This is a genomic window from Actinomadura chokoriensis (assembly GCF_041463665.1).
Lineage (GTDB): Bacteria > Actinomycetota > Actinomycetes > Streptosporangiales > Streptosporangiaceae > Spirillospora > Spirillospora chokoriensis_A.
The window spans coordinates 79,562-105,402 of record NZ_JAXCEJ010000014.1 but is presented as its reverse complement, the minus strand read 5'-3'; the positions used below and the strand labels follow the sequence as shown (position 1 = coordinate 105,402).

General features: G+C 71.2%; 27 protein-coding genes. 15 read left to right on the top strand and 12 right to left on the bottom strand.

Annotated features, from left to right (window positions below):
- Positions 1 to 73 precede the first annotated feature (73 nt).
- Complete coding sequence (locus tag SM418_RS21800) at positions 74 to 670, bottom strand: hypothetical protein (protein ID WP_371943156.1); 597 nt, start codon at positions 668 to 670, stop codon at positions 74 to 76.
- Positions 671 to 1,011: 341 nt separating this feature from the next.
- Between SM418_RS21800 and dnaK the strand changes: the two genes are divergently transcribed.
- The 5 genes from dnaK to clpB all read left to right on the top strand — a co-directional run bounded on the left by dnaK (position 1,012) and on the right by clpB (position 8,031).
- Entirely contained in the window at positions 1,012 to 2,871 is a 1,860-nt protein-coding gene (dnaK, locus tag SM418_RS21795) for a molecular chaperone DnaK (RefSeq protein ID WP_371943158.1), read from the top strand.
- A gap of 70 nt (positions 2,872 to 2,941) precedes the next feature.
- The gene (grpE, locus tag SM418_RS21790) at positions 2,942 to 3,589 is read left to right on the top strand and encodes a nucleotide exchange factor GrpE (protein ID WP_371943277.1); all 648 of its coding nucleotides are present in this window, start codon (positions 2,942 to 2,944) and stop codon (positions 3,587 to 3,589) included.
- A gap of 86 nt (positions 3,590 to 3,675) precedes the next feature.
- Positions 3,676 to 4,845: a molecular chaperone DnaJ gene (gene dnaJ, locus SM418_RS21785; protein ID WP_371943160.1), complete on the top strand. Its 1,170-nt coding sequence runs from the start codon at positions 3,676 to 3,678 to the stop codon at positions 4,843 to 4,845.
- Between the two features lie 26 nt (positions 4,846 to 4,871).
- Positions 4,872 to 5,324 carry a heat shock protein transcriptional repressor HspR gene (locus SM418_RS21780; protein WP_371943162.1) on the top strand — a complete coding sequence of 151 codons (453 nt, stop codon included), beginning with the start codon at positions 4,872 to 4,874 and terminating at the stop codon, positions 5,322 to 5,324.
- Positions 5,325 to 5,433: 109 nt separating this feature from the next.
- Positions 5,434 to 8,031, top strand: a complete 2,598-nt coding sequence (gene clpB, locus SM418_RS21775) for an ATP-dependent chaperone ClpB (protein ID WP_371943164.1) — start codon at positions 5,434 to 5,436, stop codon at positions 8,029 to 8,031.
- 59 nt (positions 8,032 to 8,090) lie between these two features.
- Here clpB and SM418_RS21770 read toward each other — a convergent pair whose 3' ends face one another.
- The 7 genes from SM418_RS21770 to SM418_RS21740 form a co-directional block, all read right to left on the bottom strand.
- Complete coding sequence (locus SM418_RS21770) at positions 8,091 to 9,272, bottom strand: sensor histidine kinase (RefSeq protein ID WP_371943165.1); 1,182 nt, start codon at positions 9,270 to 9,272, stop codon at positions 8,091 to 8,093.
- Positions 9,269 to 9,997 carry a response regulator transcription factor gene (locus SM418_RS21765; RefSeq protein ID WP_371943167.1) on the bottom strand — a complete coding sequence of 243 codons (729 nt, stop codon included), beginning with the start codon at positions 9,995 to 9,997 and terminating at the stop codon, positions 9,269 to 9,271. Before SM418_RS21765 ends, SM418_RS21770 begins: the two co-directional genes overlap by 4 nt.
- 4 nt (positions 9,998 to 10,001) lie before the next feature.
- On the bottom strand, positions 10,002 to 10,514 hold the full coding sequence (locus SM418_RS21760) for a DM13 domain-containing protein (protein ID WP_371943168.1): 513 nt from the start codon (positions 10,512 to 10,514) through the stop codon (positions 10,002 to 10,004).
- A gap of 238 nt (positions 10,515 to 10,752) precedes the next feature.
- Positions 10,753 to 11,124: a hypothetical protein gene (locus tag SM418_RS21755; RefSeq protein WP_371943169.1), complete on the bottom strand. Its 372-nt coding sequence runs from the start codon at positions 11,122 to 11,124 to the stop codon at positions 10,753 to 10,755.
- A 25-nt stretch (positions 11,125 to 11,149) separates the two neighbouring features.
- Positions 11,150 to 11,566 carry a roadblock/LC7 domain-containing protein gene (locus SM418_RS21750; protein ID WP_371943170.1) on the bottom strand — a complete coding sequence of 139 codons (417 nt, stop codon included), beginning with the start codon at positions 11,564 to 11,566 and terminating at the stop codon, positions 11,150 to 11,152.
- A gap of 50 nt (positions 11,567 to 11,616) precedes the next feature.
- Positions 11,617 to 12,267: a hypothetical protein gene (locus tag SM418_RS21745; protein WP_371943171.1), complete on the bottom strand. Its 651-nt coding sequence runs from the start codon at positions 12,265 to 12,267 to the stop codon at positions 11,617 to 11,619.
- A 1-nt stretch (position 12,268) separates the two neighbouring features.
- Positions 12,269 to 12,646 (bottom strand): hypothetical protein, encoded by a 378-nt coding sequence (locus tag SM418_RS21740; RefSeq protein WP_371943172.1) that lies wholly within the window; start codon positions 12,644 to 12,646, stop codon positions 12,269 to 12,271.
- A 315-nt stretch (positions 12,647 to 12,961) separates the two neighbouring features.
- On the opposite strand from SM418_RS21740, the gene SM418_RS21735 reads away from it, so the two are divergent.
- The 4 genes from SM418_RS21735 to SM418_RS21720 all read left to right on the top strand — a co-directional run bounded on the left by SM418_RS21735 (position 12,962) and on the right by SM418_RS21720 (position 18,074).
- A complete protein-coding gene (locus SM418_RS21735) occupies positions 12,962 to 13,942 on the top strand; it encodes an NAD-dependent epimerase/dehydratase family protein (protein WP_371943174.1) in 981 nt (326 codons plus the stop codon).
- Between the two features lie 44 nt (positions 13,943 to 13,986).
- Positions 13,987 to 15,609, top strand: a complete 1,623-nt coding sequence (locus tag SM418_RS21730) for an alkaline phosphatase D family protein (RefSeq protein WP_443098388.1) — start codon at positions 13,987 to 13,989, stop codon at positions 15,607 to 15,609.
- A gap of 381 nt (positions 15,610 to 15,990) precedes the next feature.
- Complete coding sequence (locus SM418_RS21725; RefSeq protein ID WP_371943177.1) at positions 15,991 to 17,346, top strand: NYN domain-containing protein; 1,356 nt, start codon at positions 15,991 to 15,993, stop codon at positions 17,344 to 17,346.
- An 80-nt stretch (positions 17,347 to 17,426) separates the two neighbouring features.
- A complete protein-coding gene (locus SM418_RS21720) occupies positions 17,427 to 18,074 on the top strand; it encodes a tetratricopeptide repeat protein (RefSeq protein WP_371943178.1) in 648 nt (215 codons plus the stop codon).
- Between the two features lie 16 nt (positions 18,075 to 18,090).
- Here the strand turns inward: SM418_RS21720 and SM418_RS21715 are convergent, their stop codons facing one another.
- Entirely contained in the window at positions 18,091 to 18,615 is a 525-nt protein-coding gene (locus SM418_RS21715) for a lipase family protein (RefSeq protein ID WP_371943179.1), read from the bottom strand.
- A 71-nt stretch (positions 18,616 to 18,686) separates the two neighbouring features.
- Between SM418_RS21715 and pyrE the strand changes: the two genes are divergently transcribed.
- Positions 18,687 to 19,223: an orotate phosphoribosyltransferase gene (gene pyrE, locus SM418_RS21710; RefSeq protein ID WP_371943180.1), complete on the top strand. Its 537-nt coding sequence runs from the start codon at positions 18,687 to 18,689 to the stop codon at positions 19,221 to 19,223.
- Positions 19,224 to 19,227: 4 nt separating this feature from the next.
- On the opposite strand, the gene SM418_RS21705 is transcribed toward pyrE, so the two are convergent.
- Together SM418_RS21705 and SM418_RS21700 are read right to left on the bottom strand one after the other, a co-directional pair.
- Positions 19,228 to 19,629 (bottom strand): RodZ domain-containing protein, encoded by a 402-nt coding sequence (locus SM418_RS21705; protein ID WP_371943278.1) that lies wholly within the window; start codon positions 19,627 to 19,629, stop codon positions 19,228 to 19,230.
- A gap of 72 nt (positions 19,630 to 19,701) precedes the next feature.
- The gene (locus tag SM418_RS21700; protein WP_371943181.1) at positions 19,702 to 20,427 is read right to left on the bottom strand and encodes a DedA family protein; all 726 of its coding nucleotides are present in this window, start codon (positions 20,425 to 20,427) and stop codon (positions 19,702 to 19,704) included.
- A gap of 171 nt (positions 20,428 to 20,598) precedes the next feature.
- On the opposite strand from SM418_RS21700, the gene fbaA reads away from it, so the two are divergent.
- The 5 genes from fbaA (at position 20,599) to SM418_RS21675 (ending at position 24,340) form a co-directional block, all read left to right on the top strand.
- Positions 20,599 to 21,621: a class II fructose-bisphosphate aldolase gene (fbaA, locus tag SM418_RS21695; RefSeq protein WP_371943182.1), complete on the top strand. Its 1,023-nt coding sequence runs from the start codon at positions 20,599 to 20,601 to the stop codon at positions 21,619 to 21,621.
- 70 nt (positions 21,622 to 21,691) lie between these two features.
- Positions 21,692 to 22,141 (top strand): winged helix-turn-helix transcriptional regulator, encoded by a 450-nt coding sequence (locus SM418_RS21690; RefSeq protein ID WP_371943183.1) that lies wholly within the window; start codon positions 21,692 to 21,694, stop codon positions 22,139 to 22,141.
- A gap of 46 nt (positions 22,142 to 22,187) precedes the next feature.
- On the top strand, positions 22,188 to 22,718 hold the full coding sequence (locus SM418_RS21685) for a GNAT family N-acetyltransferase (protein WP_371943184.1): 531 nt from the start codon (positions 22,188 to 22,190) through the stop codon (positions 22,716 to 22,718).
- Between the two features lie 234 nt (positions 22,719 to 22,952).
- Complete coding sequence (locus SM418_RS21680; RefSeq protein WP_371943185.1) at positions 22,953 to 23,795, top strand: hypothetical protein; 843 nt, start codon at positions 22,953 to 22,955, stop codon at positions 23,793 to 23,795.
- 122 nt (positions 23,796 to 23,917) lie between these two features.
- Positions 23,918 to 24,340, top strand: coding sequence for a DUF3151 domain-containing protein (locus tag SM418_RS21675; protein WP_371943186.1), 423 nt, complete (start codon positions 23,918 to 23,920; stop codon positions 24,338 to 24,340).
- On the opposite strand, the gene SM418_RS21670 is transcribed toward SM418_RS21675, so the two are convergent.
- Complete coding sequence (locus SM418_RS21670; RefSeq protein ID WP_371943187.1) at positions 24,327 to 25,748, bottom strand: FAD/NAD(P)-binding protein; 1,422 nt, start codon at positions 25,746 to 25,748, stop codon at positions 24,327 to 24,329. The genes SM418_RS21675 and SM418_RS21670 overlap by 14 nt on opposite strands.
- Positions 25,749 to 25,841: the final 93 nt, after the last annotated feature.

Below are 25,841 nucleotides of genomic sequence, written 5' to 3'. Positions count from 1 at the left end.
ACACACATGAGGGCGACACGCCACGAGTCAACGCTTGCGGGGCACGGTCAGGTCGGCGTCCGTCCGCCGTTCGTCAGAGTTTCCAGCCAGGGCCGCCGTCGGCCGGCCGGCCGGTGTCGTTCTGCGGGGTGTACCCCACCCGCAGTGGTCGTTCGGTCTTCGGTACCTCGAAGGGGATCCAGTCTCGGACGCACTTGCCCGCCTTCACGTACCTGTTGGACGGGTAAAGCCGCACTGTGAACCAGTCCTGGCCCACGGTCTCCATCGGCGAGATGGCCGTGGAGCCGCGGTAGACGAGCTTCCACTCCTTCCAGCCCAGTGTTTCGACGCTGGGAGTGCGGTCGACGCAGATCCTGACGTCCAGCCCGGCGTACACGCGTCCTGGGCCGGGTGGGACGCCCCGGCCCGGGCGAGGCCGCAAAGGCTGGCGGTACGCGAGCACGGTGACCCTGGTCTGACTCTGCGGGCCGTTCGTGGCCGTCACCGTCTCTCCCAGCCGCACCGGCTCCCGCGGGGACGGCGCCGGGGTGGTGCTCGTGGAGCGAGGCGACGACGACCGGTCCGCAGGGCGGGGCTCGGCGGAGGACCGGCAGGCGGCGAAGGTGGCGGCACCCACCACGAGCAGGGCCGTCCAGACGAAGAGCCGCGGCCTCGGGAAGCTGTCGTTCACCGGGTCAGCATGCCCGCCCGCGACGTCCCTGGCCGACCGATTTGCCGGTTCCGGCCTTTCGCGGCGGCCTCGCCGCCACCCGTCCCCGCCCTCCTCCGTGCGGCGGATGTCCCGTCCTCCGCCCGGACGGTCTCTTCCCGGCGGGCGCGCCTGCGGGAACCGGAATAGGTTGCTCAATCGTCCTGTTGTAGAGGTCGTCAGCAAAGTTGAGTGAGGTCCGCTCAAGTCATTTGACAAGCGAGCGGGATCCGGGCAACCTTGCCGACAGAGAAGACGAACCGGCCGCGCCCTGGGGGCGACCGGGGCTGCGATAGCGACGAAGAACGACGGAGGACGAGAACATGGCACGTGCGGTCGGCATCGACCTCGGGACGACCAACTCGGTCGTCGCGATTCTGGAGGGCGGCGAGCCCACCGTCATCGCGAACGCGGAGGGGTCGCGGACCACGCCGTCCGTCGTCGCCTTCGCCAAGAACGGCGAGGTTCTGGTCGGCGAGGTCGCCAAGCGCCAGGCGGTCACCAACGTCGACCGGACCATCCGGTCGGTCAAGCGCGAGATGGGCACCGACTGGAAGACCAAGATCGACGACAAGGACTTCAACCCGCAGCAGGTCAGCGCGTTCGTGCTGCAGAAGCTGAAGCGGGACGCCGAGTCCTACCTGGGCGAGACCATCACCGACGCGGTGATCACGGTTCCCGCCTACTTCTCCGACCACCAGCGGCAGGCCACCAAGGAGGCCGGCCAGATCGCGGGCCTGAACGTCCTGCGCATCATCAACGAGCCGACCTCGGCGGCGCTCGCCTACCACCTGGAGAAGGAGAACGAGGCCACCATCCTGGTCTTCGACCTCGGCGGCGGCACGTTCGACGTCTCCCTGCTGGAGGTCGGCGACGGGGTGGTCGAGGTCAAGGCCACCAGCGGCGACAACCACCTGGGCGGCGACGACTGGGACAACAAGATCGTCGACTGGCTGGTCGAGAAGTTCAAGAACGCCAACGGCGTCGACCTGTCCAAGGACAAGATGGCGCTGCAGCGGCTGCGCGAGGCCGCGGAGAAGGCGAAGATCGAGCTGTCCGGTTCGTCCGAGACGCAGATCAACCTGCCGTACATCACGGCGTCCAGCGAGGGCCCGCTGCACCTGGACGAGAAGCTCACCCGCGGCGAGTTCCAGCGGATGACCTCCGACCTGCTCGACCGGACCAAGGCGCCGTTCCAGTCGGTGCTGAAGGACGCCGGCATCACCGTCGACAAGATCGACCAGGTCGTCCTGGTCGGTGGTTCGACCCGGATGCCCGCGGTGTCCGAGCTGGTCAAGGAGCTGACCGGCGGCAAGGAGCCGAACAAGGGCGTCAACCCCGACGAGGTCGTCGCGATCGGCGCCAGCCTCCAGGCCGGCGTGCTCAAGGGCGAGGTCAAGGACGTCCTGCTGCTGGACGTGACCCCGCTGAGCCTCGGCATCGAGACCAAGGGCGGCATCTTCACCAAGATCATCGAGCGGAACACCACGATCCCGACCAAGCGGTCGGAGACGTTCACCACCGCCGACGACAACCAGCCGTCCGTGGAGATCCAGGTCTACCAGGGCGAGCGCGAGATCGCCGCGTACAACAAGAAGCTCGGCACCTTCCAGCTCACCGGTCTGCCGCCGGCGCCGCGCGGCGTCCCGCAGATCGAGGTCACCTTCGACATCGACGCGAACGGCATCGTGAACGTCAGCGCGAAGGACCAGGGCACCGGCCGCGAGCAGTCGATGGTCATCACCGGAGGCAGCGCGCTGCCGAAGGAGGACATCGAGAAGATGATGCGCGACGCCGAGGACTACGCCGAGGAGGACCGCAAGCGCAAGGAGGAGGCCGACGTCCGCAACCAGGCCGACACCCTCGCGTACTCGACCGAGAAGTTCCTGCGGGAGAACGACGAGAAGGTCCCCGCGGAGCTGAAGACCGAGGTGAACGACGCGGTCGCCGAGGTGAAGAAGGCCCTGGACGGCACCGACGTCGACGCCATCAAGGGCAGCGCCGAGAAGCTCGCGCAGATCAGCCAGAAGATGGGCGCGGCGATGTACGCGCAGAACCCCGAGGGCGCCCAGGCCGGTGCCGAGGACCACGGTCCGACGGCCGACGCGCAGGGGCCGCAGGACGACGAGGTCGTCGACGCGGAGATCGTGGACGAGGACAAGCCGAAGGAGGAGGGCCGATGACCGCAGCGAAGCGAGGATCGTCGGCACTCCCCTCCGGGGGTCTGGGGGTCGCCCCCCGGATAGGTGGTGCATCGTGACGTCCGCCCCTGACGAGGGCGAGGAGAAGGAGGGCCCGGTGATCCGCGACAAGCGGCGCATCGATCCCGAGACGGGGGAAGTCCGGGCGCCGGCGGCGGAGTCGCCGGCACCGGAGGCCCCGGCCGGGGGCGCCGACAAGGCGGGCGCGGCCTCCGACGAGGAGGTCTCCTCGCTCAAGACCCAGCTGACGGAACGTCTCGCCGACCTCCAGCGGCTGAAGGCGGAGTACGACAACTACCGCAAGCGCGTCGAGCGCGACCGGGTCGCGGTCCGTGAGCAGGCCCTCGGGCAGGTGCTGTCCGAGCTGCTCCCGGTGCTGGACGACATCGGCCGTGCCCGTGACCACGACGAGCTCACCGGCGGGTTCAAGTCCGTCGCGGAGAGCCTGGAGGCGGTCACCGGCAAGCTCGGCCTGGAGCGGTACGGCGAGAAGGGCGAGCCCTTCGACCCGACCGTGCACGAGGCGCTCATGCACACCCACTCGGCGGACGTGACCGAGACGAGTGTCGTGGACGTCCTCCAGCCCGGCTACCGGATCGGCGAGCGCGTCCTGCGGGCCGCGCGCGTCGCGGTGGCCGACCCCGACCCGGACGCCGCCGCCGGCGAGGCCGACGGCGAGCCGGGCGACGACGGCGAATGAGCCCTTCGGGGCCCGCCCCGCGGGGCGGGCCCCGAAGGGGGGCATGAAGACATGTGGCAAGTGGCGATAGCAGAAGGCGGGGCGCCGTGAGCACCAAGGACTACCTGGAGAAGGACTACTACAAGGTCCTCGGTGTCGCCAAGACGGCCTCGCAGGAGGAGATCAAGAAGTCCTACCGGAAGCTGGCGCGCAAGTACCACCCGGACGCGAACAAGGGCGACAGCGACGCCGAGGACCGCTTCAAGGAGGTCTCCGAGGCCTACGACGTCCTGTCGGACGAGAAGCGCCGCAAGGAGTACGACACCGTCCGGTCGATGCCGGGCGGGTTCCGCGGCCAGCAGGGCGGCGGGTTCGGCTTCGACCTCGGCGACCTGTTCGGCCAGGGCGGCACCGGGACGCAGACGGGCGGCGCGGGAGAGCGCATCGGCGACCTGTTCGGCGGCCTGTTCGGCCGGGGCGGCGCGGGCACCCGCACGACCGGCACGCGGCGCGCGCGGCGCGGCTCGGACGTCGAGACCGAGGTGACGCTGTCGTTCGGCCGCGCGATGAACGGCGTGACCGTCCCGCTCAAGCTGACCAGCGAGGCGGCGTGCGACAGCTGCCGCGGGACGGGCGCGAAGGCCGGCACCGTGCCGCGGGTGTGCCCGAACTGCGAGGGCACCGGGCACGAGACCCGCAACCTCGGCAACTTCGGCTTCCAGGAGCCGTGCAAGGAGTGCCGCGGCCGGGGCCTCGTCGTGGACGACCCGTGCCCGATCTGCCACGGCAGCGGCCGCGCGACCGGCACCCGGACGATCCAGGCCCGCATCCCGGCGGGCGTCGCGAACGGGCAGAAGATCAGGCTGAAGGGCAAGGGCGCCCCCGGCGAGAACGGCGGCCCGGCCGGCGACCTGTACGTGAACATCAAGGTGCTTCCGCACCCGGTGTTCGGGCGCAGCGGCGACAACCTCACGCTGACCGTCCCGGTGACGTTCCCCGAGGCGGCGCTCGGCGCCGAGATCCGGGTGCCGACGTTCCAGGGGCAGCCCGTCACGCTGAAGCTGCCGGAGGGCACGCCCAACGGCCGCAAGTTCCGCGTGAAGGGCCGCGGCGCGACGCGGCGCGACGGCACGAAGGGCGACATGCTCGTCACCGTCGACGTCCACGTCCCGCAGAAGCTCGACGAGCAGACGCGCGAGGCCCTCGCGAAGCTCCGCGCGGCGGGCGGCGGCGAGGAACTGCGCGCCGACGTCCTCCAGCAGGCCAGGCAGGACTGAGGCCATGAGCGGGCGGGGAGTGAGCCATGAGCACTGATCCCTTCGGCGACGACACTCCGGTCTACGTGATCTCGGTGGCGGCGCAGCTGTCCGGGCTGCATCCGCAGACGCTGCGGACCTACGACCGGCTGGGCCTCGTGTCCCCCGGCCGGACGGCGGGCCGGGGCCGCCGCTACTCGATGCGCGACATCCTGATGCTCCGCGAGATCCAGCGGCTCTCGCAGGACGAGGGCATCAACCTGTCCGGCATCAAGCACATCCTGGAGCTGCAGCGCGACAACGTGCGGCTCCGCGAGGAGCTCGGCAAGGCGCACGCCGCGCTGGAGGAGCTCGCCAAGGAACTCGAATCGACCCGGTCCGTCGCGGCGCGGCTGGCGCAGCATAGGCGGCACGGCGAGTCGACCGGCACTCCCGGCAACGATCTCGTGCCGATCAGGCACACGAGCGTCGTCGTCTGGCGCGAACGCAACTCCGACTGAACACGGCACAACTCCGACCGAACACAGCGCAACCCCGACTCCACACCGGCAACTCCGACTCACCACATCGCGACACAGATCGAGCACAGCACTTTCACGGGGACGGAACATGGACTACAAGCTGACGCAGAAGAGCCAGGAGGCGGTGTCGGTCGCGGTCCGCAGGGCGGCGGCCGAGGGACACCCCGAGGTCGAGCCGGAGCACCTGCTGGTGTCGCTGATCGCGCTGCCGGACGGGACGGCGGTGCCGCTGCTGGAAGCGGTCGGCGCCGACTGGCAGACGATCCGGCGCCGGGCCGAGGAGCAGCTCGCCGCCAAGCCCAGGGCGCAGGGGTCGACGGTGTCGTCCCCGCGGCTGGCGGCCCAGCTCCAGCGGTCGATCAACACGGCGGCGAACCGGGCGCAGCAGCTGGAGGACGAGTACGTCTCGACCGAGCACCTGCTGGTCGGGCTCGCGGCCGACGGCGGCCCCGCGGCGGGCCTGCTGAAGGAGTTCGGCGCGACGCCGCAGGCGCTGCTGGACGCGTTCGAGAAGGTGCGCGGCCACGCCCGCGTCACCAGCGAGAACCCGGAGGGCACCTACCAGTCGCTGGAGAAGTACGGCGTCGACCTGACGGCGGCGGCCCGCGACGGCCGGCTCGACCCCGTCATCGGCCGCGACGCGGAGATCCGCCGGGTCGTCCAGGTGCTGTCGCGCCGGACGAAGAACAACCCGGTGCTCATCGGTGAGCCCGGCGTCGGGAAGACGGCCGTCGTGGAGGGCCTGGCGCAGCGCATCATCGCGGGCGACGTGCCGGAGTCGCTGCGCGGCAAGAAGCTCGTCTCGCTGGACCTCGGCGCGATGGTCGCGGGCGCGAAGTACCGCGGCGAGTTCGAGGAGCGGCTGAAGGCCGTCCTGAACGAGATCAAGCAGAGCGAAGGGCAGATCGTCACGTTCATCGACGAGCTGCACACCGTCGTCGGGGCGGGCGCGGCCGAGGGCGCGATGGACGCCGGCAACATGCTGAAGCCGATGCTGGCGCGCGGCGAGCTGCGCATGATCGGCGCGACGACGCTGGACGAGTACCGCGAGCGCATCGAGAAGGACCCGGCCCTGGAGCGCCGGTTCCAGCAGATCTTCGTCGGCGAGCCCACGGTCGAGGACTCGATCGCGATCCTGCGCGGGCTGAAGGGCCGCTACGAGGCGCACCACAAGGTGCAGATCAACGACTCGGCGCTGGTCGCGGCGGCGACGCTGTCGGACCGCTACATCACCTCCCGGTACCTGCCGGACAAGGCGATCGACCTGGTGGACGAGGCCGCGTCCCGGCTGCGCATGGAGATCGACTCCCGTCCGGTGGAGATCGACGAGCTGCAGCGCTCGGTGGACCGGCTGAAGATGGAGGAGCTGAACCTCGCCAAGGAGACCGACGAGGCGTCCCGGCAGCGGCTCGACCGGCTGCGCAAGGACCTCGCCGACAAGCAGGAGCACCTCACCGGCCTCGTCGCCCGCTGGGACAAGGAGAAGGCGAGCCTGAACCGGGTCGGCGAGATCAAGGAGACGATCGACCAGCTGCGCGGCGAGGCGGAGCGCGCCCAGCGCGACGGCGACCTGGAGACGTCCGCGCGGCTCACCTACGGCGAGATCCCGGCGCTGGAGAAGCAGCTGGAGGAGGCGTCGGAGGCGGCCGAGAACCGCGACGCGATGGTCAAGGAGGAGGTCGGCCCGGACGACGTCGCCGACGTGGTCGCGTCCTGGACGGGCATCCCGGCGGGACGCCTCCTGGAGGGCGAGACGGCGAAGCTGCTCCGCATGGAGGAGGAGCTCGGCCACCGCCTGATCGGGCAGGAGGCCGCCGTCCGCACCGTGTCGGACGCGGTGCGCCGCGCCCGCGCGGGCATCTCCGACCCGGACCGTCCGACCGGCTCGTTCCTGTTCCTCGGCCCGACCGGAGTCGGCAAGACCGAGCTGGCGAAGGCGCTCGCGGAGTTCCTGTTCGACGACGAGCGGGCGATGACCCGCATCGACATGAGCGAGTACTCCGAGAAGCACAGCGTCGCGCGGCTGGTCGGCGCGCCGCCCGGATACGTCGGCTACGAGGAGGGCGGGCAGCTCACCGAGGCCGTCCGGCGCCGCCCGTACTCGGCGGTCCTGCTGGACGAGGTGGAGAAGGCGCATCCCGAGGTCTTCGACATCCTCCTCCAGGTGCTGGACGACGGCCGCCTGACCGACGGCCAGGGCCGCACGGTCGACTTCCGCAACACGATCCTGATCCTGACGTCCAACATCGGGTCGCAGTTCCTCGTCGACCCGACGCTGGAGAACGGGGCCAAGAAGGAAGCGGTGTGGGGCGCCGTCCGGGACTCGTTCAAGCCGGAGTTCCTGAACCGCCTCGACGACGTGATCCTCTTCGACGCGCTGTCCACGAGCGAGCTGACCCGCATCGTCGACCTCCAGGTCGACAAGCTGGCCGAGCGGCTCGCCGACCGGCAGCTGACGCTGACCGTCACGCCGGGCGCCCGCGAGTGGCTGGCGCTGACCGGCTACGACCCGCTGTACGGGGCACGGCCGCTGCGCCGCCTCGTCCAGACGGCGATCGGCGACCAGCTCGCCCGCGAGCTGCTGTCCGGCGATGTCCGCGACGGCGACGAGGTCGTGGTCGACCTGGACGAGGCCGCCGACAAACTGACCGTCCAGCCGAAGAGCGGCCTGACGCTCACGAAGTGATGCGTTCGACGTGATTCGACGGGCCGGCGCGTCGCGCCGGCCCGTCGTTTCGCGGTTGCTCAGGGGATGGAGGTCGCGGTGTCGGCCGCTGGGAGGGTCAGCTCGAAGCGGCATCCCACGGTGGTGTTGCGGACCGAGACGTGCCCGGTGTGGGCTTCGGTGATGCCGCGTACGATCGCCAGCCCCAGTCCCGCGCCGGTGTCGCCGAGGCGGCCTTGCCGCGCGGCGGTGCCGCCATCGGGGGCCGGAGCGGCGAGCGGGGTGCGGGCCTGGCCGCCGCGCCAGCCGGTGTCGAACACGCGGGACAGGTCCGGTTCAGGGATGCCGCCGCAGGCGTCCTCGACCGCGAGCACGACCAGTTCGCCGTCGCGGTGCGCGCTCACCGTGACGGTGCCGTCGGCCGGTGTCGCGCGGATGGCGTTGACCAGCAGGTTCCCCAGCGCCCGAGTGATGCCTTGCCCGTCGGCCCGGACCGGCAGGGGCGCGATGCCCCCGTCGCGCAGCCGTACCCGGTGCTGTTCGGCGAGCGGCCGGGCGGTGGCGATGGCGTCGTCCACCAGGTCGTAGATCGAGACCCGGGCCAGGGCCAGTTCCAGGGACCCGGCCTGGATCCGGGATAGTTCGAACAGGTCGTCGACCATGCCCGACAGCCGTTCCGCCTCGGCGCGGATGCGGGCGTGGTAGCGGCCGGGTTCGGTGGCGATGCCGTCCTCCAGAGCCTCGGCCATCGCACGCAGCCCCGCCAGCGGCGTGCGCAGATCGTGGGAGATCCACGCGATCAGGTCCCGGCGAGAGGCGTCCAGCGCCCGCTCGCGCTCCTGCGCCGCCTTCAGCCGGGCGCCGGCCTCCTCCAGGGCGGCGGCGAGCGCGGCGAGTTCGGCGATGGGCGGATCGCCCGGGGGCACGAACCCCGCCTCGCTGCCCACGGCCCGCGCCGCGACCGCCAGGTCCCTGCTGCCCGCGGCGATCCGTCCCCCGAACAGTAGCGCGGCGCCCAGGGAGAACGAGCCCGACACCGCGACCACGATCAGGACCACCTGGAAGTCGTGCCCGGACAGGAACATCTCCAGCGCCACCGCGATCGTGCCCGCCGCCATCGCGACCACGGCGAGCGCCGCGACGGCGAACATCGACAACACCACCGAACGACGGCGCAGCAGGGGGACGGCGGGAGCCGCGAGCACCCCGGTGAACAGGGCGCCCAGCGCCGCCAGCCGCACGATGAGCAGGACCTCGGTCATGAGCCGGGCGCCCCGTCGGCGGGCGGGTCGAAACGGTAGCCCGCACTCCACACCGTGCAGATGAGCTTGGGTGCCGCCGGGTCGTCCTCGACCTTCTCCCGCAGCCGCCGCACGTGGACGGTGACGGTCGAGGCGTCACCGAAATCCCATCCCCACACCTGCCGCAGCAGTTCTTCGCGCGAGAACACCCGGCCCGGATGGCGCAGCAGGAAGACCAGCAGGTCGAACTCGCGCGCCGTCAGCGCCAGCCGCCGACCGCCGCGCACGGCGTGCCGCGCCGCGGGATCGACGACCAGGTCGCCGGCCCGTAGCGGTGCCGGTGCGGCCGCGGGGGGTGGAGCTTCGGCGCGGCGCAGCACCGAGGCCACCCGCAGAACCAGTTCGCGGGGACTGAACGGCTTGGACACGTAGTCGTCGGCGCCCAGTTCGAGCCCCAGGATCCGATCGGCCTCCTCATTGCGCGCGGTGAGCATCACCACCGGCACCGGCGGGCCGTCCTGGGCCCGCAGCCAGCGGCACACCTCCAGGCCGTCCAGGCCGGGCAGCATCAGGTCCAGGACGACCAGCCGGGGCCGCAGCGCCGCGGCCGCGTCCAGGGCGGCGAGGCCGTCGGCGGCATGCGCGACCTGGTACCCGGCGCGGGTGAGGTATCCGGTGACGACCTCGGCGACGGTCGGGTCGTCCTCCACGACCAGGACGTGGCCGGCGGTGGGACGGGGGTTCAAGGGATCAGCTCTTCACGGGGGAGAGATCGGCGGCTCCGAAGGAGACCGAGAAACGTTTGCACCAGATCACGGCGCTACGGAACCCGGAGGTATCAGTATCGGCCGGGACGGCGTAGTTCTGGTCGCCGAGGTTGCCCTTGAGCTTGCCCAGTTCGACCGCGCCCTTCCCGAGTCCCTGCCGCACCGCCCCGGCGGACCTGGTCGACAGGTAGACCCGCACGTCCGGTCCTTCGGAGGTGCGCAGGTCCTCCAGGCGCAGGACCTGGCCGCCGCCTGCGAGCCGAATCGTGCGGGCCGTGCCGCTGGTGTCGTGGTCGTGGCTGACGAAACGGCCCTTGGCGAGATCGCCGGGCGGGACCGCTTCCCGCTCCGGGGCCGTCGCATCCCCAGAGGCGCTCGGCAGGGCCTCGGCCACCGTGGTGTCAGTGAACGCCTTCCAGGGCTGGAACAGGTAGAGCCCGGCGCCGGCGGCGACCACCAGCACCATCACCACGACGGCAACGGCAGAACGAGACATCGGTTCTCCAGACAGTGACGTGCGGGGCACCGCTATCGGCCGCCCCCGGTCACGTTCCAGCCAACACGGCGTCCCCTCCGCCGGCGTACCGCTGGCGCGTTTCGTAAGAAACCGGTAAGGGACGACGGCGTCATCGTCGGCACGGCCTCACCTCGCGCCTACCTGCTCAATACCCCACGACTGACGGCGCGGCCCGTCCACCGCCTGCACGACGGTGGACGGGCCGCTCACCGCGCCCTCACACCTCCAGGTTCTCCTCGATGTCGCGTAGGCGGTGCCGGGCCAGGGCCAGGTTGGCGCGGGACCGGTCGAGGGCCATGTAGAGGAAGAGCCCCTTGCCCTTGCGGCCGGTCACCGGCCGGATGACGTGGTACTGGCCGGAGAGGGTGATGAGGATGTCCTCGATCTCCTCCTTGAGGCCGAGCTGCTCCATCGTGCGGAGTTTCGCCCGCACCACCTCGGTGTTGCCCGCCGCGGCGACCTGCAGGTCGAGGGCCTTGGAGCTGCCGAGGTGCCCGAGGGCCATGCCGCTGTTGAAGTCGACGACGGCGGCGCCGACGGCCCCGTCGATCGACATCATGTCCTTCAGCGAGAGGTCGAGGTTGGACATGCGTGTTCCCCTTCCGATTCGTGATCTACGTACGGCGCGTGCCTGAGAGATGCGCGGCGATCGCGCGGGCGGCAGGACGCGACTCCAGGTGGAGCCGGCCCACGTTGACGGTCGGTCCTGTGAGGACGGTGAGGGACGCGGTCGGGCCGGCGGCGTAGATGACCACGTAGCCGTCCACCCCGCGGATCACCACCTCGTGGAAGGCGCCGCCGTGCGCGGTCTGCGCGATCCGGTGCGCGAGGGACAGGCCCGTCGCCGTCACCGCCGCCATCCCGGACGGTTCGACCGATTCGGGCAGGTCCCGCGCGATGAGCAGCCCGTCCGCCGACGCGACCAGGCTGCCGGTGAGCTGCGGGACGCGTGCCCGCAGTCCGCGCAGCTCCGCCACCACCTCGGTCTCGGGGACCCGCGCCGCCGTCCCCGCCCCCGCTCGTTTCGCCACCTTCGTCAGCCTTTCGATCAAACGCTTCGGCCCCGCGGTCGTCGGCACGGTCAGCCGAGCTCCACCAGCGCCGTCCGGAGCCGGTCGAGCAGGTCGTGGTCGGGCGGCGCCCACTCCACCGGGATCTCGCTCCGGCTCGGGCGGACGCCGGGGACGTGCGGCGGGTCGGTCCGCACCAGCGAGGCCGCGGCGAGCCCGCGGACCGCGAGCAGGCAGCCGAACGCCGTCCGGCCGAGGTCGCGGGCCAGCCGCGCGGGTGTGCGCCGGTCGTCGGCGTTGAGCAGGATCTCCGCCTGGACGCCGGTCAGGATGACGCGCTGCCGCCGGACGCGCCGGACCGGCACGACGGGCGCGACGTCCACGCCGCCGTCCGGCCAGGCCGCGTCCAGGCGGGCGCGGCGCCGGCGCTGCTCGTGCACGAGCGTCGCCACGGTGATGCGCCGGGGGCGGCCGCTCGGCGGCCCCTCGGTGAACACCGGCTCGGCCGCCGAGCCGAGGAGGAAGTAGGCGGCGTCGAACATCGCGAGCAGCGCCGGCAGTTCGGTGTCGGGCCCGCCGGGCCCGGGCACGTGCCGGCTCTCGGCGTGGGCGACGGCGCCGCGCTCGACCTGGAACGCCCCGTCGTCGCCGACGCGGAGCACGCCGGTACGCCTTTCCCGCTCCAACTCGGCGAGGATTCCGGGAATGTCGCGGCCCGTCATGTCAGCCGTCCGCCATTTCTCGGACGAGGCCCTCCATGCGCAGGCGTGCGAGCGCGAGATTGCCATTTTCCCGGTCGAGCAACAAATGCACGACGAGATGCCCGTCGAGGTCGGCTCCCGACAGGACCAGCAGGTGATATCCGTCCGTTCCGCAAACGATGATCTCCTCGACGTCGTCGCCCGCCGCGGTGGCGCTGAGCGCCGGTGATGCGAGCACCGCGCGGACCACGTCGGTCGCGCCGGCCGCGTCCTCGTGCTGGTCGACCAGGTCCTCCCGGCCCGCCGCGGCCACGGCGAGCCCGCTGGCGCAGTCGATCAGGGTCACCCGCTGCGCCCCCGGGATCGTCATCATCCGCGCAAGGCGGTCGTCAATCCGCACCCATCCCCCCACCGAATGAGAGTTGCAGTAACTCGACCATAGCCAGAATTTTGCGCCTTGCACCACGAAAGAGTTAAACCCCCACGAGATCGTCCGAGTGGGGTATGAATACCACCGAGTATGCGGACCGGTCAGCGCCCTTATAGCGCTAAGGGCCGCGGAATCGGGCCGCCCTGCCCAGCCCATTCCGGCGCACCCACAACCTCCGCCCGTCCGCCATGACCACGGCGGCGGGGGGCGGCGGGCGGCCCAGCCGGTTACGCCGTGAGCGTGCGGACGTTCCGTATAGAACGTACAGAAGGCAGAGTTCTACGCATGAGGCTTCTGATGCTGGGCGGGACGGAGTTCGTCGGACGGGCCATCACCGAGGACGCCCTGGCGCGCGGGTGGGACGTGACGGTTTTCCACAGGGGACGCCACGCGCCGCCCGAAGGCGTCCGGTCCTTGCACGGCGACCGCACTGCCGAGGGCGGCCTCAAAGCGCTCCAAGGCGGGAAATGGGACGCGGTCGTCGACACCTGGTCGGGAGCACCGTCCGCCGTCCGCGACGCCGCCCGGCTGTTGGGCGAGGCGGGGCGGTACGTCTACATCTCCAGCCGTTCGGTCTACCGGTTTCCCACGCCGCTCGGGCTCGCGGAAGACGCCGAGGTGGTGGACGGCTCCCCAGACGACGGCGACGTCGACTACGCGGCGGCCAAGCGCGGCGGAGAACTGGCAGCGCTCGACGTATTCGGGGACAAGGCGCTGCTGATGCGAGCCGGTCTCATTCTGGGCCCCTACGAGAACATCGGAAGGCTCCCATGGTGGCTGACGCGCATCGCTCAAGGCGGTCGGGTTCTGGCACCGGGCCCACGCGACGGCGGCTTGCAGTACATCGACGTCAGGGACCTCGCCACGTGGACTCTGAATGCGGTCGAACAAGAACTTGCCGGCCCCTACAACCTGGTCAGCCCGCCCGGCCACACAACGATGAGCGAACTGCTCAACGCGTGCATCCAGGTGACGGGCTCGGACGCCGAACTCGTGTGGACGGCCCCGGAGACGATTCTTGAAGCGGGCATCGAGCCGTGGATGGACCTCCCCATCTGGATTCCTCCTGGCGAGGCCTACGACACCATGCACTGCGCCAATGTCGACAAGGCTGTTTCCGCAGGGCTGCATTGCAGGCCCGTCCGGGAAACGGTCGAGGACACCTGGGCCTGGCTTCGATCAATTGGCGGCCCAGCACCACGACGTCCCGACCGTCCGGCCGTGGGGCTGAGCCCCGAGACCGAGGCGCGAGTGCTGGACGCCTGAGACGGGTGGACGAGGCGGGGTCCGGTCCGCTAGAGAGGCGTCTTATGAGCGCATTGGTACTCGGGCCCCATCTCCGGCATGTGAGTCACCGCACCGCGACGATCTGGGTGGAGACCGAACGGCCCTGCGAGGTGCGGGTCGTCAACGAGGAGCACGGTGTCGACGCGTCGGCCCGGACGTTCACCGCGCACGGCCACCACTACGCGCTCGTCGAGATCGAGGGGCTCGCGCCTGGCTCGCGCGTCCCGTACGAGGTGCTGACCGACGGCGAGGCCGTCTGGCCCGAGGACGACGGGTTCCCGCCGTCCCAGATCAGGACGCTCGGCGACGACGGGAAGCTGCGGATCTCGTTCGGCTCCTGCCGCCGTTCGCCCGGCACCGTGGAGGAGTTCGGGTACGACGCGCTCGCCGCGTTCGCCGAGCGGCTGCGGGCGGGCGGCGACGCGGTCGCCTGGCCGGACGTCCTGCTCATGGTCGGCGACCAGGTCTACGCCGACGAGCTGAGCGACGAGATGCGCGCGTTCATCGGCGGACGGCGCGGGCCGGACGAGCCGCCCGCCGACGAGGCCGCCGACTTCGAGGACTACACGCACCTCTACAAGCTCGCCTGGCACGGCGATCCGGCGGTCCGGTGGCTGCTGTCGACCGTCCCCACCTTCACGATCTTCGACGACCACGACATCCGGGACGACTGGAACACCTCCTACGCGTGGCGCACGGAGATGTGGTCCCAGCCCTGGTGGAAGGACCGCATCACCGGCGGGATCGGCTCGTACTGGATCTACCAGCACCTCGGGAACATGTCGCCGCAGGAACGCGCGTCCGACCCCGTCTTCGAGGCGCTGCGCAAGGCGTCCGACACGACGGGCGACGCCGGCGCCGTCCTGGACGAGTTCGCCGAGAAGGCCGACAAGGAACCTGCCAGTACGCGCTGGAGCTATGCCCACGACTGGGGCGGCATCCGCCTGATCGTGGTCGACAGCCGATGCTCCAGGCTCCTCACGGCGGACCGGCGCGGAATGCTCGACGACGAGGAGTTCGAGTGGCTGAACGGTCAATGCCAAGGCGGCATGGACCATCTGCTCATCGCGAGCTCTCTGCCCTACCTGCTTCCCAAGGCGATCCACCATGCCGAGTCCTGGAACGAGGCCGTCGCCGGCGGCGCCTGGGGCAAGCGCGGTGCGGGCATCGGAGAGAAGATCCGGCAGGCCGCCGACCTGGAGCACTGGGCGGCGTTCGAAAAGTCCTTCCGCGACGTCGCAGCTGACGTCGTCGCCGTCGGACGCGGTGAGCGCGGTACGGCGCCGGCGAGCATCTCGTTCCTGTCCGGCGACATCCATTACTCCTACCTGGCGCGGGTCACCGAGCCCGGCACGCAGTCGAAAGTGGCCCAGATCGTCTGCTCACCGCTGCGGAACCCGCTGCAGGGCAGGTTCAAGTGGGCGAACCGCATCGCGTACTCGCGGGCGGCGGGCGGCCCGTTCCGCCTGCTGGCGAAGCTCGCGAAAGTGCCCGTTCCGCCCATCCGGTGGCGCATGACCGACGGCCCCTGGTTCCACAACGCCATCGCGACCGTCGAACTGGCGGGACGGGATTGCAACGTGCGCTGGGAGACTCCGTACCGCGGGGGCGAGCTCACCGAGATGGGCCGCGCGAGCATCACCTGAGAGGAAGCGCTGCCATGACGCAGCGCGCGAAAAGGAAACGCGGCCGAAATGCATGACGGTCAGTGGTCAAGCCACCACAATGAGCGAGACCTCGAAAGGTTTCCAGTTTTCCGGAGATCCTGGAAGTGAACTCGTGACCTGCTGCTTCCCGTAAAGATCATGCGGAAGCGCGGGGCGGGGCCGAAACGGCTGGTAGCGTCCGCCGCGGCTTGCAATTCGTGGTTACCGGGGAGTCGCCAACGGGCGGGTCGTCATGAAAGAGTGGCGAATCGCCGTATTGGCCTACTGGGCTGCAGCGCTTCACTACGCTATAAGCGCCCGGGGTCGCTACGTCTTGTCGGGCACGCTGTGAGCTCCCGTGTTGAGGAAGGACGGTGCCGCATGGATCGCTGCGCGCTGTTCGTCGACGCCGGCTACCTGCTGGCGGACGGCGGCATGGCCGTGCACGGCACGCGCCACCGAGAGACCGTCTCATGGGACTTCGGCGGGCTCCTGCAACTGCTCGGCAACCTCGCCAGGGAACGCACCGGCCTGCCGCTGATGCGCTGCTACTGGTACGAGGCGACGATCGAAGGACGCCGCTCGCCCGAGCACGACGCGCTCGCCGACCTGCCCGGCCTCAAGCTGCGGCTCGGCCGGGTCCGTCCCGGCCGCCGCGAGGGCGTCGACACCGAGATCCACCGCGACCTGATGACCCTGGCCCGCAACGGCGCGCTCGCCGACGCCGTCCTGGTCAGCGGCGACGAGGACCTCGCGCAGATCGTCGCCGACGCGCAGGACCTCGGCGTCCGCGTCACCGTCGTGCACGTCGCCGTCGACGGCAACTGGACGATCTCCCGGGTGCTGCGGCAGGAATGCGACGACCTCATCGAGATCGGCTCCGGCCACCTGCGCCCCTACGTCAACCTGCTCGCCGGCGTGGACGGGGCGTCCGGCACCTCCCCCGGGACGAGCCCGCTCTCCAACGGGCACGGCGGCGCCAACGGCCACGGCAGCTCGCTCGGTCCCCTCGCCACGACCTCGCACAACGGCCCGCCGCCCGCGTCCCCGGTCAGCGGGCCGCCGGTCCCCTCCGCCCCGTCCGTCCGCGACCTCGGCCCGGCGATGACCGGCGGGCTGAACAGCGACGCGAGCGGCGGCCCCGGCGCGGGCACCGGCCCGATGCCGCTGCCCGGCGGGACCGGCGGCGGCCTCGCCGGATCGTCCTACGGCCTCGGCGGCGGAGGCCAGCCGGCCCCGCTCCAGCCCGCCTCCACGTCCGGGCCGTCGCCGCTCCCCGGACAGTCCTCCGCCCAGGCCCCCTCGGCGCCGCCCATCCCGGCGCAGCCGCCGAGCCCCGGCCCGCAGTACAACTCGTCGCCCATCCCGGCTCCCTCCCCGCCGCCGCCCCCGCAGTCGATGCCCCCGCAGTCGATGCCCCCGCAGCAGGGCGGCCAGCACGGCCCCTACACCGGGCCGCAGCAGATGTCCCCCGTCCCCGTGCAGAGCACCCCGACCCTCTCGGACGCGGTCAAGGCCGCCCACCAGGAGGGCCAGGACTTCGGCGAATCCGTCGCCCGGGACGCGCCCGCGCTGTGGCTGGAGGCCGTCCTCGCCCGCAAGCCGCGCATGCCGTCCGATCTGGAGGCGCGGCTCCTGCAAGGCTCCTCGCTGCCGATCGACTTCCTGCTGCACGACGAGGTACGGCACGCGCTCCGCCGCGGATTCTGGGACGCGCTAGAACGTTCTCGCAGGTGAGCTGACAAATAAGCGGCGGTATTCGACGATCATCGTCGATTCGCCCGCTTCGGCCGGGCGCCGCCGGGTAGCGTTGAAGCGTGACGCATGTGACGGAAGACGATCTCGACGACCTGGAGTTCGACACCCTGCGCACCGGCGATCACATCTCGGCGGCCCGCCGGCTGTCCGAGCTGGCCGAGTCGGTCTCCGGTGGGGTGTCACGCGCCAACGTCCTGCTGCGCGCCGGCGAGCAATGGCAGCATGCCGGCGACCACGGCCGAGCCGCCGAGCTGTACCGCAGCGCCCTGGAAGACGGCGGCGAGACCTACGGCGACCCGCGCGCCTACCTCGCCGACGCGCTCTTCGAACTCGACCGGGCCGGCGAAGCCCGCACCCTCCTCGACCAGATCCGCGCCGACAGCCCCCGCGACCCCGAGGTGTACCGCGCCGTGGCGGAAGTCCTCTACGCCCAAGGCGACGCGACCGGCGCCCACGAATGGGCCACCAGCGGCGCAGACGTCGTCCTCGCCCTCCGCGACCGCGCCGTCGGCACCGGCATGGGCGGCGGCCCCGACGAGGCTCCCACCCCCGACGCCGACTCCCTCACCCCCGGCCCGGACGACGCGGCCATCGCCGAAGACAGCCTCGAAGCCCTGCTACGCCTCCGCTACCGCGCCCGCGTAGACCTCGGCCGAAGCGAAGACGACTACGACGCCCTCCTGGACGACCTACTGAAGAACGCGTGATCTATTGCGGGCTGGGCTACATCGCTGTTATCAGTTCGGTCAGGGATTGGGCGACGGTTGTCGGGGGGTCGTGGTCGGTTACGGCCCAGCCGCGTAGGCGCGCCTCTCTGACGGCCTCCTCGTGGTCGGACGAGGCGGATCGGTCCGCATGGGTGCGTAGGTAGCCGCAGGGCGCCTCGGGCCAATCTGGGGCCATGGGGAGGTCGTTCTCGGGGGCGCCGTGGTCGTGCTGGCCGCGGTGGGGCAGGTCGGCGTCGACGAACGCGAAGCCGGCGATGGGGCGGTGGGCCGCGCGCTGGGCGAGCGCGATGCCGGGCAGGAGGGGGCCGGCGGCGCCGTGCGCGACGAGGACGAGCGGCACCGCCGGGTCCGTCGCGGTGATGATCAGCGAGACGCGGGCGATGTAGCGGGGGCCGGTCTCGTCCGGGACGTCCGGGGCCACCACGTCAAAGCCGTACGAACGGAGCATCTCGGGCAGATCGCCCCAGGAGGCCGCGGTGGCGTTCGGGGCGTGCAGCAGGACGACGGTGCCGGGTGTCACCCGCCGAACCTACACGCGCCGAACCGCATGGCCGCGGCCTGACACGTGAGCGGGGTCAATAGGCTCTGAGGGTGAGCGATCGTGACGAACTGCTGCAGAAGATCAAGGACCAGGCCGTCGTGCACGGCGACTTCGTGCTGTCGTCGGGCAAGCGGGCGTCCTGGTACGTGGACCTGCGCCGGGTGACGCTGGACGGCGCCGCGGCGCCGCTCGTGGGGCGGGTCATGCTGGACGAGACCGCCGACCTCGGTTACGACGCCGTCGGGGGGCTCACGCTCGGGGCCGACCCGGTCGCGACCGCGATGCTGCACGCGGCGGCCGCGCGCGGGCGGACGCTGGACGCGTTCGTCGTCCGCAAGGCGGGCAAGGCGCACGGGCTGCAGCGGCGCATCGAGGGGCCGGACGTGAAGGGCCGCCGCGTCCTCGCCGTCGAGGACACCTCGACGACGGGCGGGTCCGTCCTGACGGCGGTGGAGGCGCTGCGGGAGGCGGGCGCGGAGGTCGTCGCGGTCGCGACGATCCTGGAGCGAGGCGCGGCCGGGCGGATCGCGGAGGAGGGGCTCACTTACCGCCACCCCTACGACGTGGCGGATCTGGGCTTGGACTAGGGGGTCAGCTCTGGGCCCTCACGAACCACTGGCCGCGCTGGCCCGCGGGTTTCTGCGGCTGCACCTTGCCGTAGATGACGACCTTCAGAGAGCCGCCGTTGGCGGCGACCACCTGAAGGGGCGCCTGGTCGAACTTCAGCGTGTCCCCGGTTTGGAGCGTGCCGTTGGTGAGCACCTCGCCCTGGGCGTCGGCGACGCGCACGATCACGGTCGTGGGCTGGCCGGTCACGCTGATCACGAGCGGCACCTCGGCCGCCGGTGTCGTCTTGCTCTTGCCGGTCGGGGTCGTCTTGGCCTTGTCGCTGGACGGCGAGGCAGGCGTCGATGGCCCCTTCTGGTCCGGTTCGCCCGATACCGCGTTGACCAGGGCCACGCCGCCCACGACGAGCAGGGCCAAAGCGGCCACCACGGCCAAAGCCGCGATCAGTATGCGCGCGAGACCCCTAGGGTCCGACCGATGACGTCCCACATGGGGAGGTTAGCGATAACTGTCACCGCTGAGCGACGGACGTGAGTCTTCGGGGCCATTCTTATTCGGACCATGGTCCGATTTACGCCCCTTCAGGACCTCTCGGATGATCGGGATGACCGACAGGACCAGGATGATCGCGACCCCGGGCAGGATGTAGCGCTCGACGTCGGGGACCTCGGAGCCGAGGAAGTGGCCCAGCAGGAACAGCGCGTCCGTCCAGAGGATGCCGCCGATGGCGTTCCAGACGAAGAACTTCTTGGCGTCCATGCCGAGCATCCCGGCGAGTGGGTTCAGGAACGTCCGCACGATCGGGATGAACCGGGCCAGCACCACGGCCTTCGCGGGGCCGAAGCGGTTGAAGTAGTACTCGGCCTTCTCCACCCACTCCTGCTTGAAGATGCGCGAGTCCGGCCGGTCGAACAGCTTCCGGCCGTATCTGGCGCCGAGCCAGTGCCCGAGCTGGGCGCCGGCGATCGCCGCGATCGGGCCGCCGATGAGCAGCCAGGGCAGCGAAAGCGGCTGGAACTCCTGCCCGTTGACGGTCGAGACCGCCGTCAGGATCCCCGCCGTGAACAGCAGCGAGTCGCCCGGAAGGATGCAGCCGAACAGCAGTCCGGTCTCCGCGAAGATGATGGCGAGCACGCCGATCGTCGCGAACGTGCCGAAGAGCTGCAGCCAGGCGGTCGGGTGCAGCCACTCGGTGATGCTTAGGGGAAGGCTCGTGAGATCCACACCGCGAGCGTACCTTTCAACCCACTCCGCAGAGGCGGGATACTGAGGGTGGACGGCATGCTCGACCCGGACGACGTGTGACCTGGGCCCTTACCTGGGTACTCGGACGTCCGGGTGCTACCGCCCGGCGGGACGGCCCGGCGGCACGCTGCGTATGAAAGGACGCTGACAATGCCCATCGCAACGCCCGAGGTCTACGCGGAGATGCTCGACCGTGCGAAGCACGACGGCTTCGCCTTCCCCGCGATCAACGTGACGTCCAGCCAGACGCTGAACGCCGCGCTGCGCGGTTTCGCCGAGGCCGAGAGCGACGGGATCGTGCAGGTGTCCACCGGCGGAGCGGAGTACCTGTCCGGCTCCACCGTGAAGGACATGGTCGTCGGCGCGACCGCGCTCGCCGAGTACGCCCGTGTCGTGGCCGACAAGTACCCGGTGAACATCGCCCTGCACACCGACCACTGCCCGAAGGACAAGCTGGACGGCTTCATGCGTCCGCTGATCAAGATCTCCCAGGAGCGGGTGGCGCGCGGCGAGGAACCGCTGTTCCAGTCGCACATGTGGGACGGGTCGGCCGTCGAGCTGCACGAGAACCTGCAGATCGCCGCCGAGCTGCTGGAGGAGTGCGCCAAGGCCCGGATCATCATGGAGATGGAGATCGGCGTCGTCGGCGGCGAGGAGGACGGCGTCGCCAACGAGATCAACGAGAAGCTGTACACGACGCCGGGCGACGCGCTCGCGACCGCCGAGGCCGTCGGCGTGGGCGAGAAGGGCCGCTACATCCTCGCCGCGACGTTCGGCAACGTGCACGGCGTCTACAAGCCGGGCTCGGTCAAGCTGCGTCCCGAGGTGCTCAAGGAGATCCAGGACGCGGTCGGCGCCAAGTACGGCAAGGACAAGCCGTTCGACCTGGTGTTCCACGGCGGCTCCGGCTCGTCGCTGGAGGAGATCCGCGAGGCCGTCTCCTACGGCGTGATCAAGATGAACATCGACACCGACACGCAGTACGCGTTCACGCGTCCGGTCGCGGAGCACATGTTCCGCAACTACGACGGCGTCCTGAAGGTCGACGGCGAGGTCGGCAACAAGAAGCAGTACGACCCGCGCTCGTGGGGCAAGGCCGCCGAGACCGCGATGGCCGCCCGCATCGTCGAGGCCGCCGAGAACCTCCAGTCCGCCGGCAAGAAGCTGAAGTAGCGCGCCGGTGGCCGGGGGCCGCGCCCCCGGCCACCGCGTTGTTTGACGAAACTCAAGTAGGGTCGTAGCCGTGGCACTGCCCCGCACGTACGAGTCACAGAACTGTTCGGTCGCCCGCTCGCTCGAGGTCGTCGGCGACCGGTGGACGCTGCTGGTCATCCGCAGCGCCTTCCAGGGCGTGCGGCGCTTCGACGACTTCCAGGACGTCCTCGGCGTGGCGCGCAACGTCCTCACGGACCGGCTGAACCGGCTGTGCGACGAGGGCATCATGCGCCGCGTCCCGTACCAGCAGCGTCCGGAGCGCTACGAGTACCGCCTCACCCGCAAGGGCGTCGAGCTGTGGCCGGCGGTCATCACCCTGCTGATGTGGGGCGACCGCCACTACGCGCCCGCCGGCCCGCCGCTGATCATCAGCCACCGGGGCTGCGGCGGCACGCTGACCCCGCAGTTCACCTGCGACTCCTGCGGCGCGCACCTCGGCCCGTCCGACGTGGCGCCCCGTCCGGGTCCGGCCGCCTGATCCCATAGGGTTGCTTCACGCAACTTTCTGCGGTCCAATGAGTTGCATGACACAACTCGATGTGCGCGCCGCCGCCTGCGTTGACGCGACGCTGGACGACGTGCGGATCCGCCCGTACGGCGTCACCGACACGCCCCGCGTGCGCCGCATGTCGGACCGGCTCTCCGCCGCCAGCCTCTACACGCGGTTCTTCTCGGGGACGCCTCGGATCCCCGACCACTACGTGGCCCTGCTCGAACGCCTCGACCACTGGGACCGCGAGGCCCTGGTCGGCCTGGACGGCGACGAGATCGCCGGCATCGCCGAGTACGTCCGCGATCCGGACCGGCCCTGGCGCGCGGACGTCGCCGTCCTCGTCACCGACCAGTGGCAGCGCCGCGGCCTCGGCAGCGTCCTGGTCGCCTGCCTGTCCCAACTCGCCGCCCGTCGCGGCGTCACCGAGTTCGACGCGGACGTCGTCCTCGTCAACCGGCAGGCGCTCCTCTTCGTCCGGCACGGCTGGCCGTCCGCGCCCTCCACCCTCGACGGCGGCTCGGCGCACTTCACCCTGCCCCTCCCTGGCGCGACCATCCGCTGAGCCACGTTGAACATTCTCCTGCGTCGGCAGACCCGTCCCGTGATGGCCGTCGCGTGCAGAGGCGAGTTCCAGATGCGTTCCGCGGCATCGATACGCGGCATCGGGCCAAAGATCTTGAAATAGGGGGAAGTGGATCTTTACAGTTCGGACTGGTTTGGAACGTTTTCACGCGCTGCGATCGCGCGTCCGCCAGGAAGGCACCACCCCATGAAGCTCTCCCCCTCCCGTGCCCGCATGCGGCCCCTGCGAAGGTCCGCCCGGCTGCTGTCCGCCCTCGCGCTGGCCGTCCCGGCCCTCGTCGCTCTCGGCGCCGCGCCCGCGGCCGCCGCGCCCGGTGAGAACGCGCCCGTCGAGTTCGACTTCGGCGACTGCCCCGACCAGCTGCCCGTCGGCGCCGACCCCGCCAACTGGCAGTGCGCGGTCATCGTCCTCGGCGGCGGCACCATGAAGCTCGGCTCGATGACGCAGCAGATCACCGAGCCGATCTCGATCACCTTGCAGGGCGGCTTCGACCCTGCGACGAACGAGCCGATCAACATCTTCGTGAGCATGCGGTCGAAGTCGATGACGGTTCCGGACGGCGCGCTCGGCATCCCCGGGACGGGGTCTCTCCCGCTGCTCGGCCTCAAGGTCAAGACCAAGTACGTCGGCAATTTCAGGCTCTACACCACCGACCAGGGCCAGTACGCCTCCGCGATCGACATGAGGATCAAGCTCAAGAACGATCTGCTCGGCGACGGCTGCTACATCGGCTCCAAGAAGGCACCGGTCTCGCTCAACCTCGCCGGCGAAGACGGCTCGGTCGAGTGGTTCGACAACGCCATCGCCATGAAGATGAACGACACGACCTTCTCCGTGCCCGCCTCCACCGGATGCGGGGCCCTCGGCTGGCTCGTCGACTTCCGCGCCGGACTGCCGTCGGCGTCCGGGAACAACTCCGCGAACTTCCAGGCGTACCTGACGAGCAAGAGCTACACCGAGCTGTTCCCGGCCATGCGGACCCAGGTCAAGACGGCCGGCTCGACGGCACCGAAGCTGACGGACCTGGTCGCGTCCCTGTTCGGATCCGCCAAGTAGCACTTCAGCCGCGGGGGCGCGTCCCGGTCACGGGGTGCGTCCGCGGCCAGGTGGGGCGCGGGCACGCCGGGAGCCGGCGGGCCCGCGCCCGGGTTGCCGGGCGCCCGTCGGTGCTGCCTACGATGGCTCGCATGACCCAGAACCTGCTCGGCGGCCCTTCTCCGACCGAACTGCCGGACAACCCCGAAGCCCGGACGGCCCTGGAGAACGGCGTCGACCCGTTCGAGGTCGCCGCGCGCCACCCCGACTACACGGGTGCGTGGGCGGAGCTGGCCGACCGCGCCTTCGCCAACGGGTCGGTCATCGACTCCTACGCGTTCGCCCGGACCGGCTACCACCGCGGCCTCGACCAGCTGCGCCGGGCGGGTTGGAAGGGCCACGGGCCCGTGCCGTGGGAGCACGAGCCCAACCGCGGTTTCCTGCGCGCCCTGCACGCCCTGGGGCGCGCAGCCGCAGCCATCGGCGAGGACGACGAGGCGGAGCGCTGCAAGGCGTTCCTGCGCGACAGCAGCACCACCGCCGCCGACGCGCTCAGCGGCTCCTGAACGAGCGGGCCGCCCGGTGCGCCTGGGCGGCCACGCCCGGGATGCCCGACACGAGGAACGGCCCGCCGCCGGCCAGGTCACCGACCACGTGCAGGCGCGGGTCGGGCCGGTCCCCGACGACGACCCGGCCCGTGCCGAAATCGATCGCGAGGCCGCCGTCCGGGTCCTGCGCCGCACCCTGCGCCAGGAGGGACGAGGCGAGCGCCTCGGCCGTCCGAGGGATCGCGTGCGGCGGCGGATTGACCGCGTTGATCACGACGTCGGCGGTGCGGACGCCCGCCGCGTGCGTGATCCGGAACCGGGCGCCGGCCTCGACCTTCTCGATCCCGGACAGCGCCTCCAGCGTCCCGGCCTCGAACAGGTCCAGGAGCACGGCGGCGTTGCAGGGCACCATCGGCGAGGCCAGGCTCGTGACCGTCCGGAAGTGGCGGGCGCGGAGCCGCTCCCGGTCGCCCGCCGGAAGCAGCCGCCACGCGAGCGGACCGGCGGTGTGCGCGGCCTCCTGCACGATCCGGCGGGCGAGCTGCGGGGCGTCCACCATGGCCAGCTGCTCGCGCAGGTTCGCGGCCGGGTCGCGCCGCATCGCCGCGTCGATCCAGGCGGCGAGCTCGTCCCAGCTCTCGCCGCGTTCCGCCAGCTCCGCGCGGATCAGGTCGGCGAACCCGTCCAGGGTGACCGGGCCGTCCAGGGACAGCAGCCGCTCGGGCGTCAGGTGCCGGATGCCCGTGCGGGCCGGACGCTGCCAGACGAACGGGAGCGTGCCGCTCCGCGACACCAGGCTGATCCGGCCGGTGTGCCCGCGCGCGGCCAGCGACACGACGATGTCGACCGCGGTCAGGCCGGCGCCGATGACGGCCACGTCCCGTCCGGACGGGACGTCGGCGAGGGTCCGCGCCAGCGGGTAGGGGTCGGCGGCGAAGCCGGGCGCGCCCGCCAGCCCGTAGAGGTCGTGGGGCGCGCCGCCTCCGACGCACAGGACGACCCGGTCGGCGGTGCGGGTCCGGCCGTCCGCCGTCCGGACGGTCGGGCGGCCGTCGAGGGACACACCGGTCACGACCGACGGGACCACTTCTGACTTGGCGAAACGGGCGAGCGCGGCCTCGGCGGTGTCCTCCAGGTACCGCCCGTAGAAGGCGCGCGGCGGGACCGGGGCGCCGAGGCGCTCGTCGATGTGGACCCCCGCCTGCCCGTCCAGCCAGCGGGCGTAGTGCTCCCGATCCCCGAACCGGATCGACATGATCTGCGGCGGGACGTTGACGAGGACGGAGTCCAGGTCGGGCCGGTAGGGACGGCCCCGCCACGGCGATTCCGACGGGTCGAACACGGTGACGGACCGCACGTCCGAGGGGTCGAGGGCGTCCAGCAGCGCGACGGCCGCCGCGCCCGCCCCGATGATCGCGATATCCATGCCGCCGAGCCTCGCCGCCCGGCCGCGGCCGCCCCATCCCGCGAGCCGGGGGATCCGCCCGCGCCCGGATCCCCCGTCTGAGGGGGTGCCGCC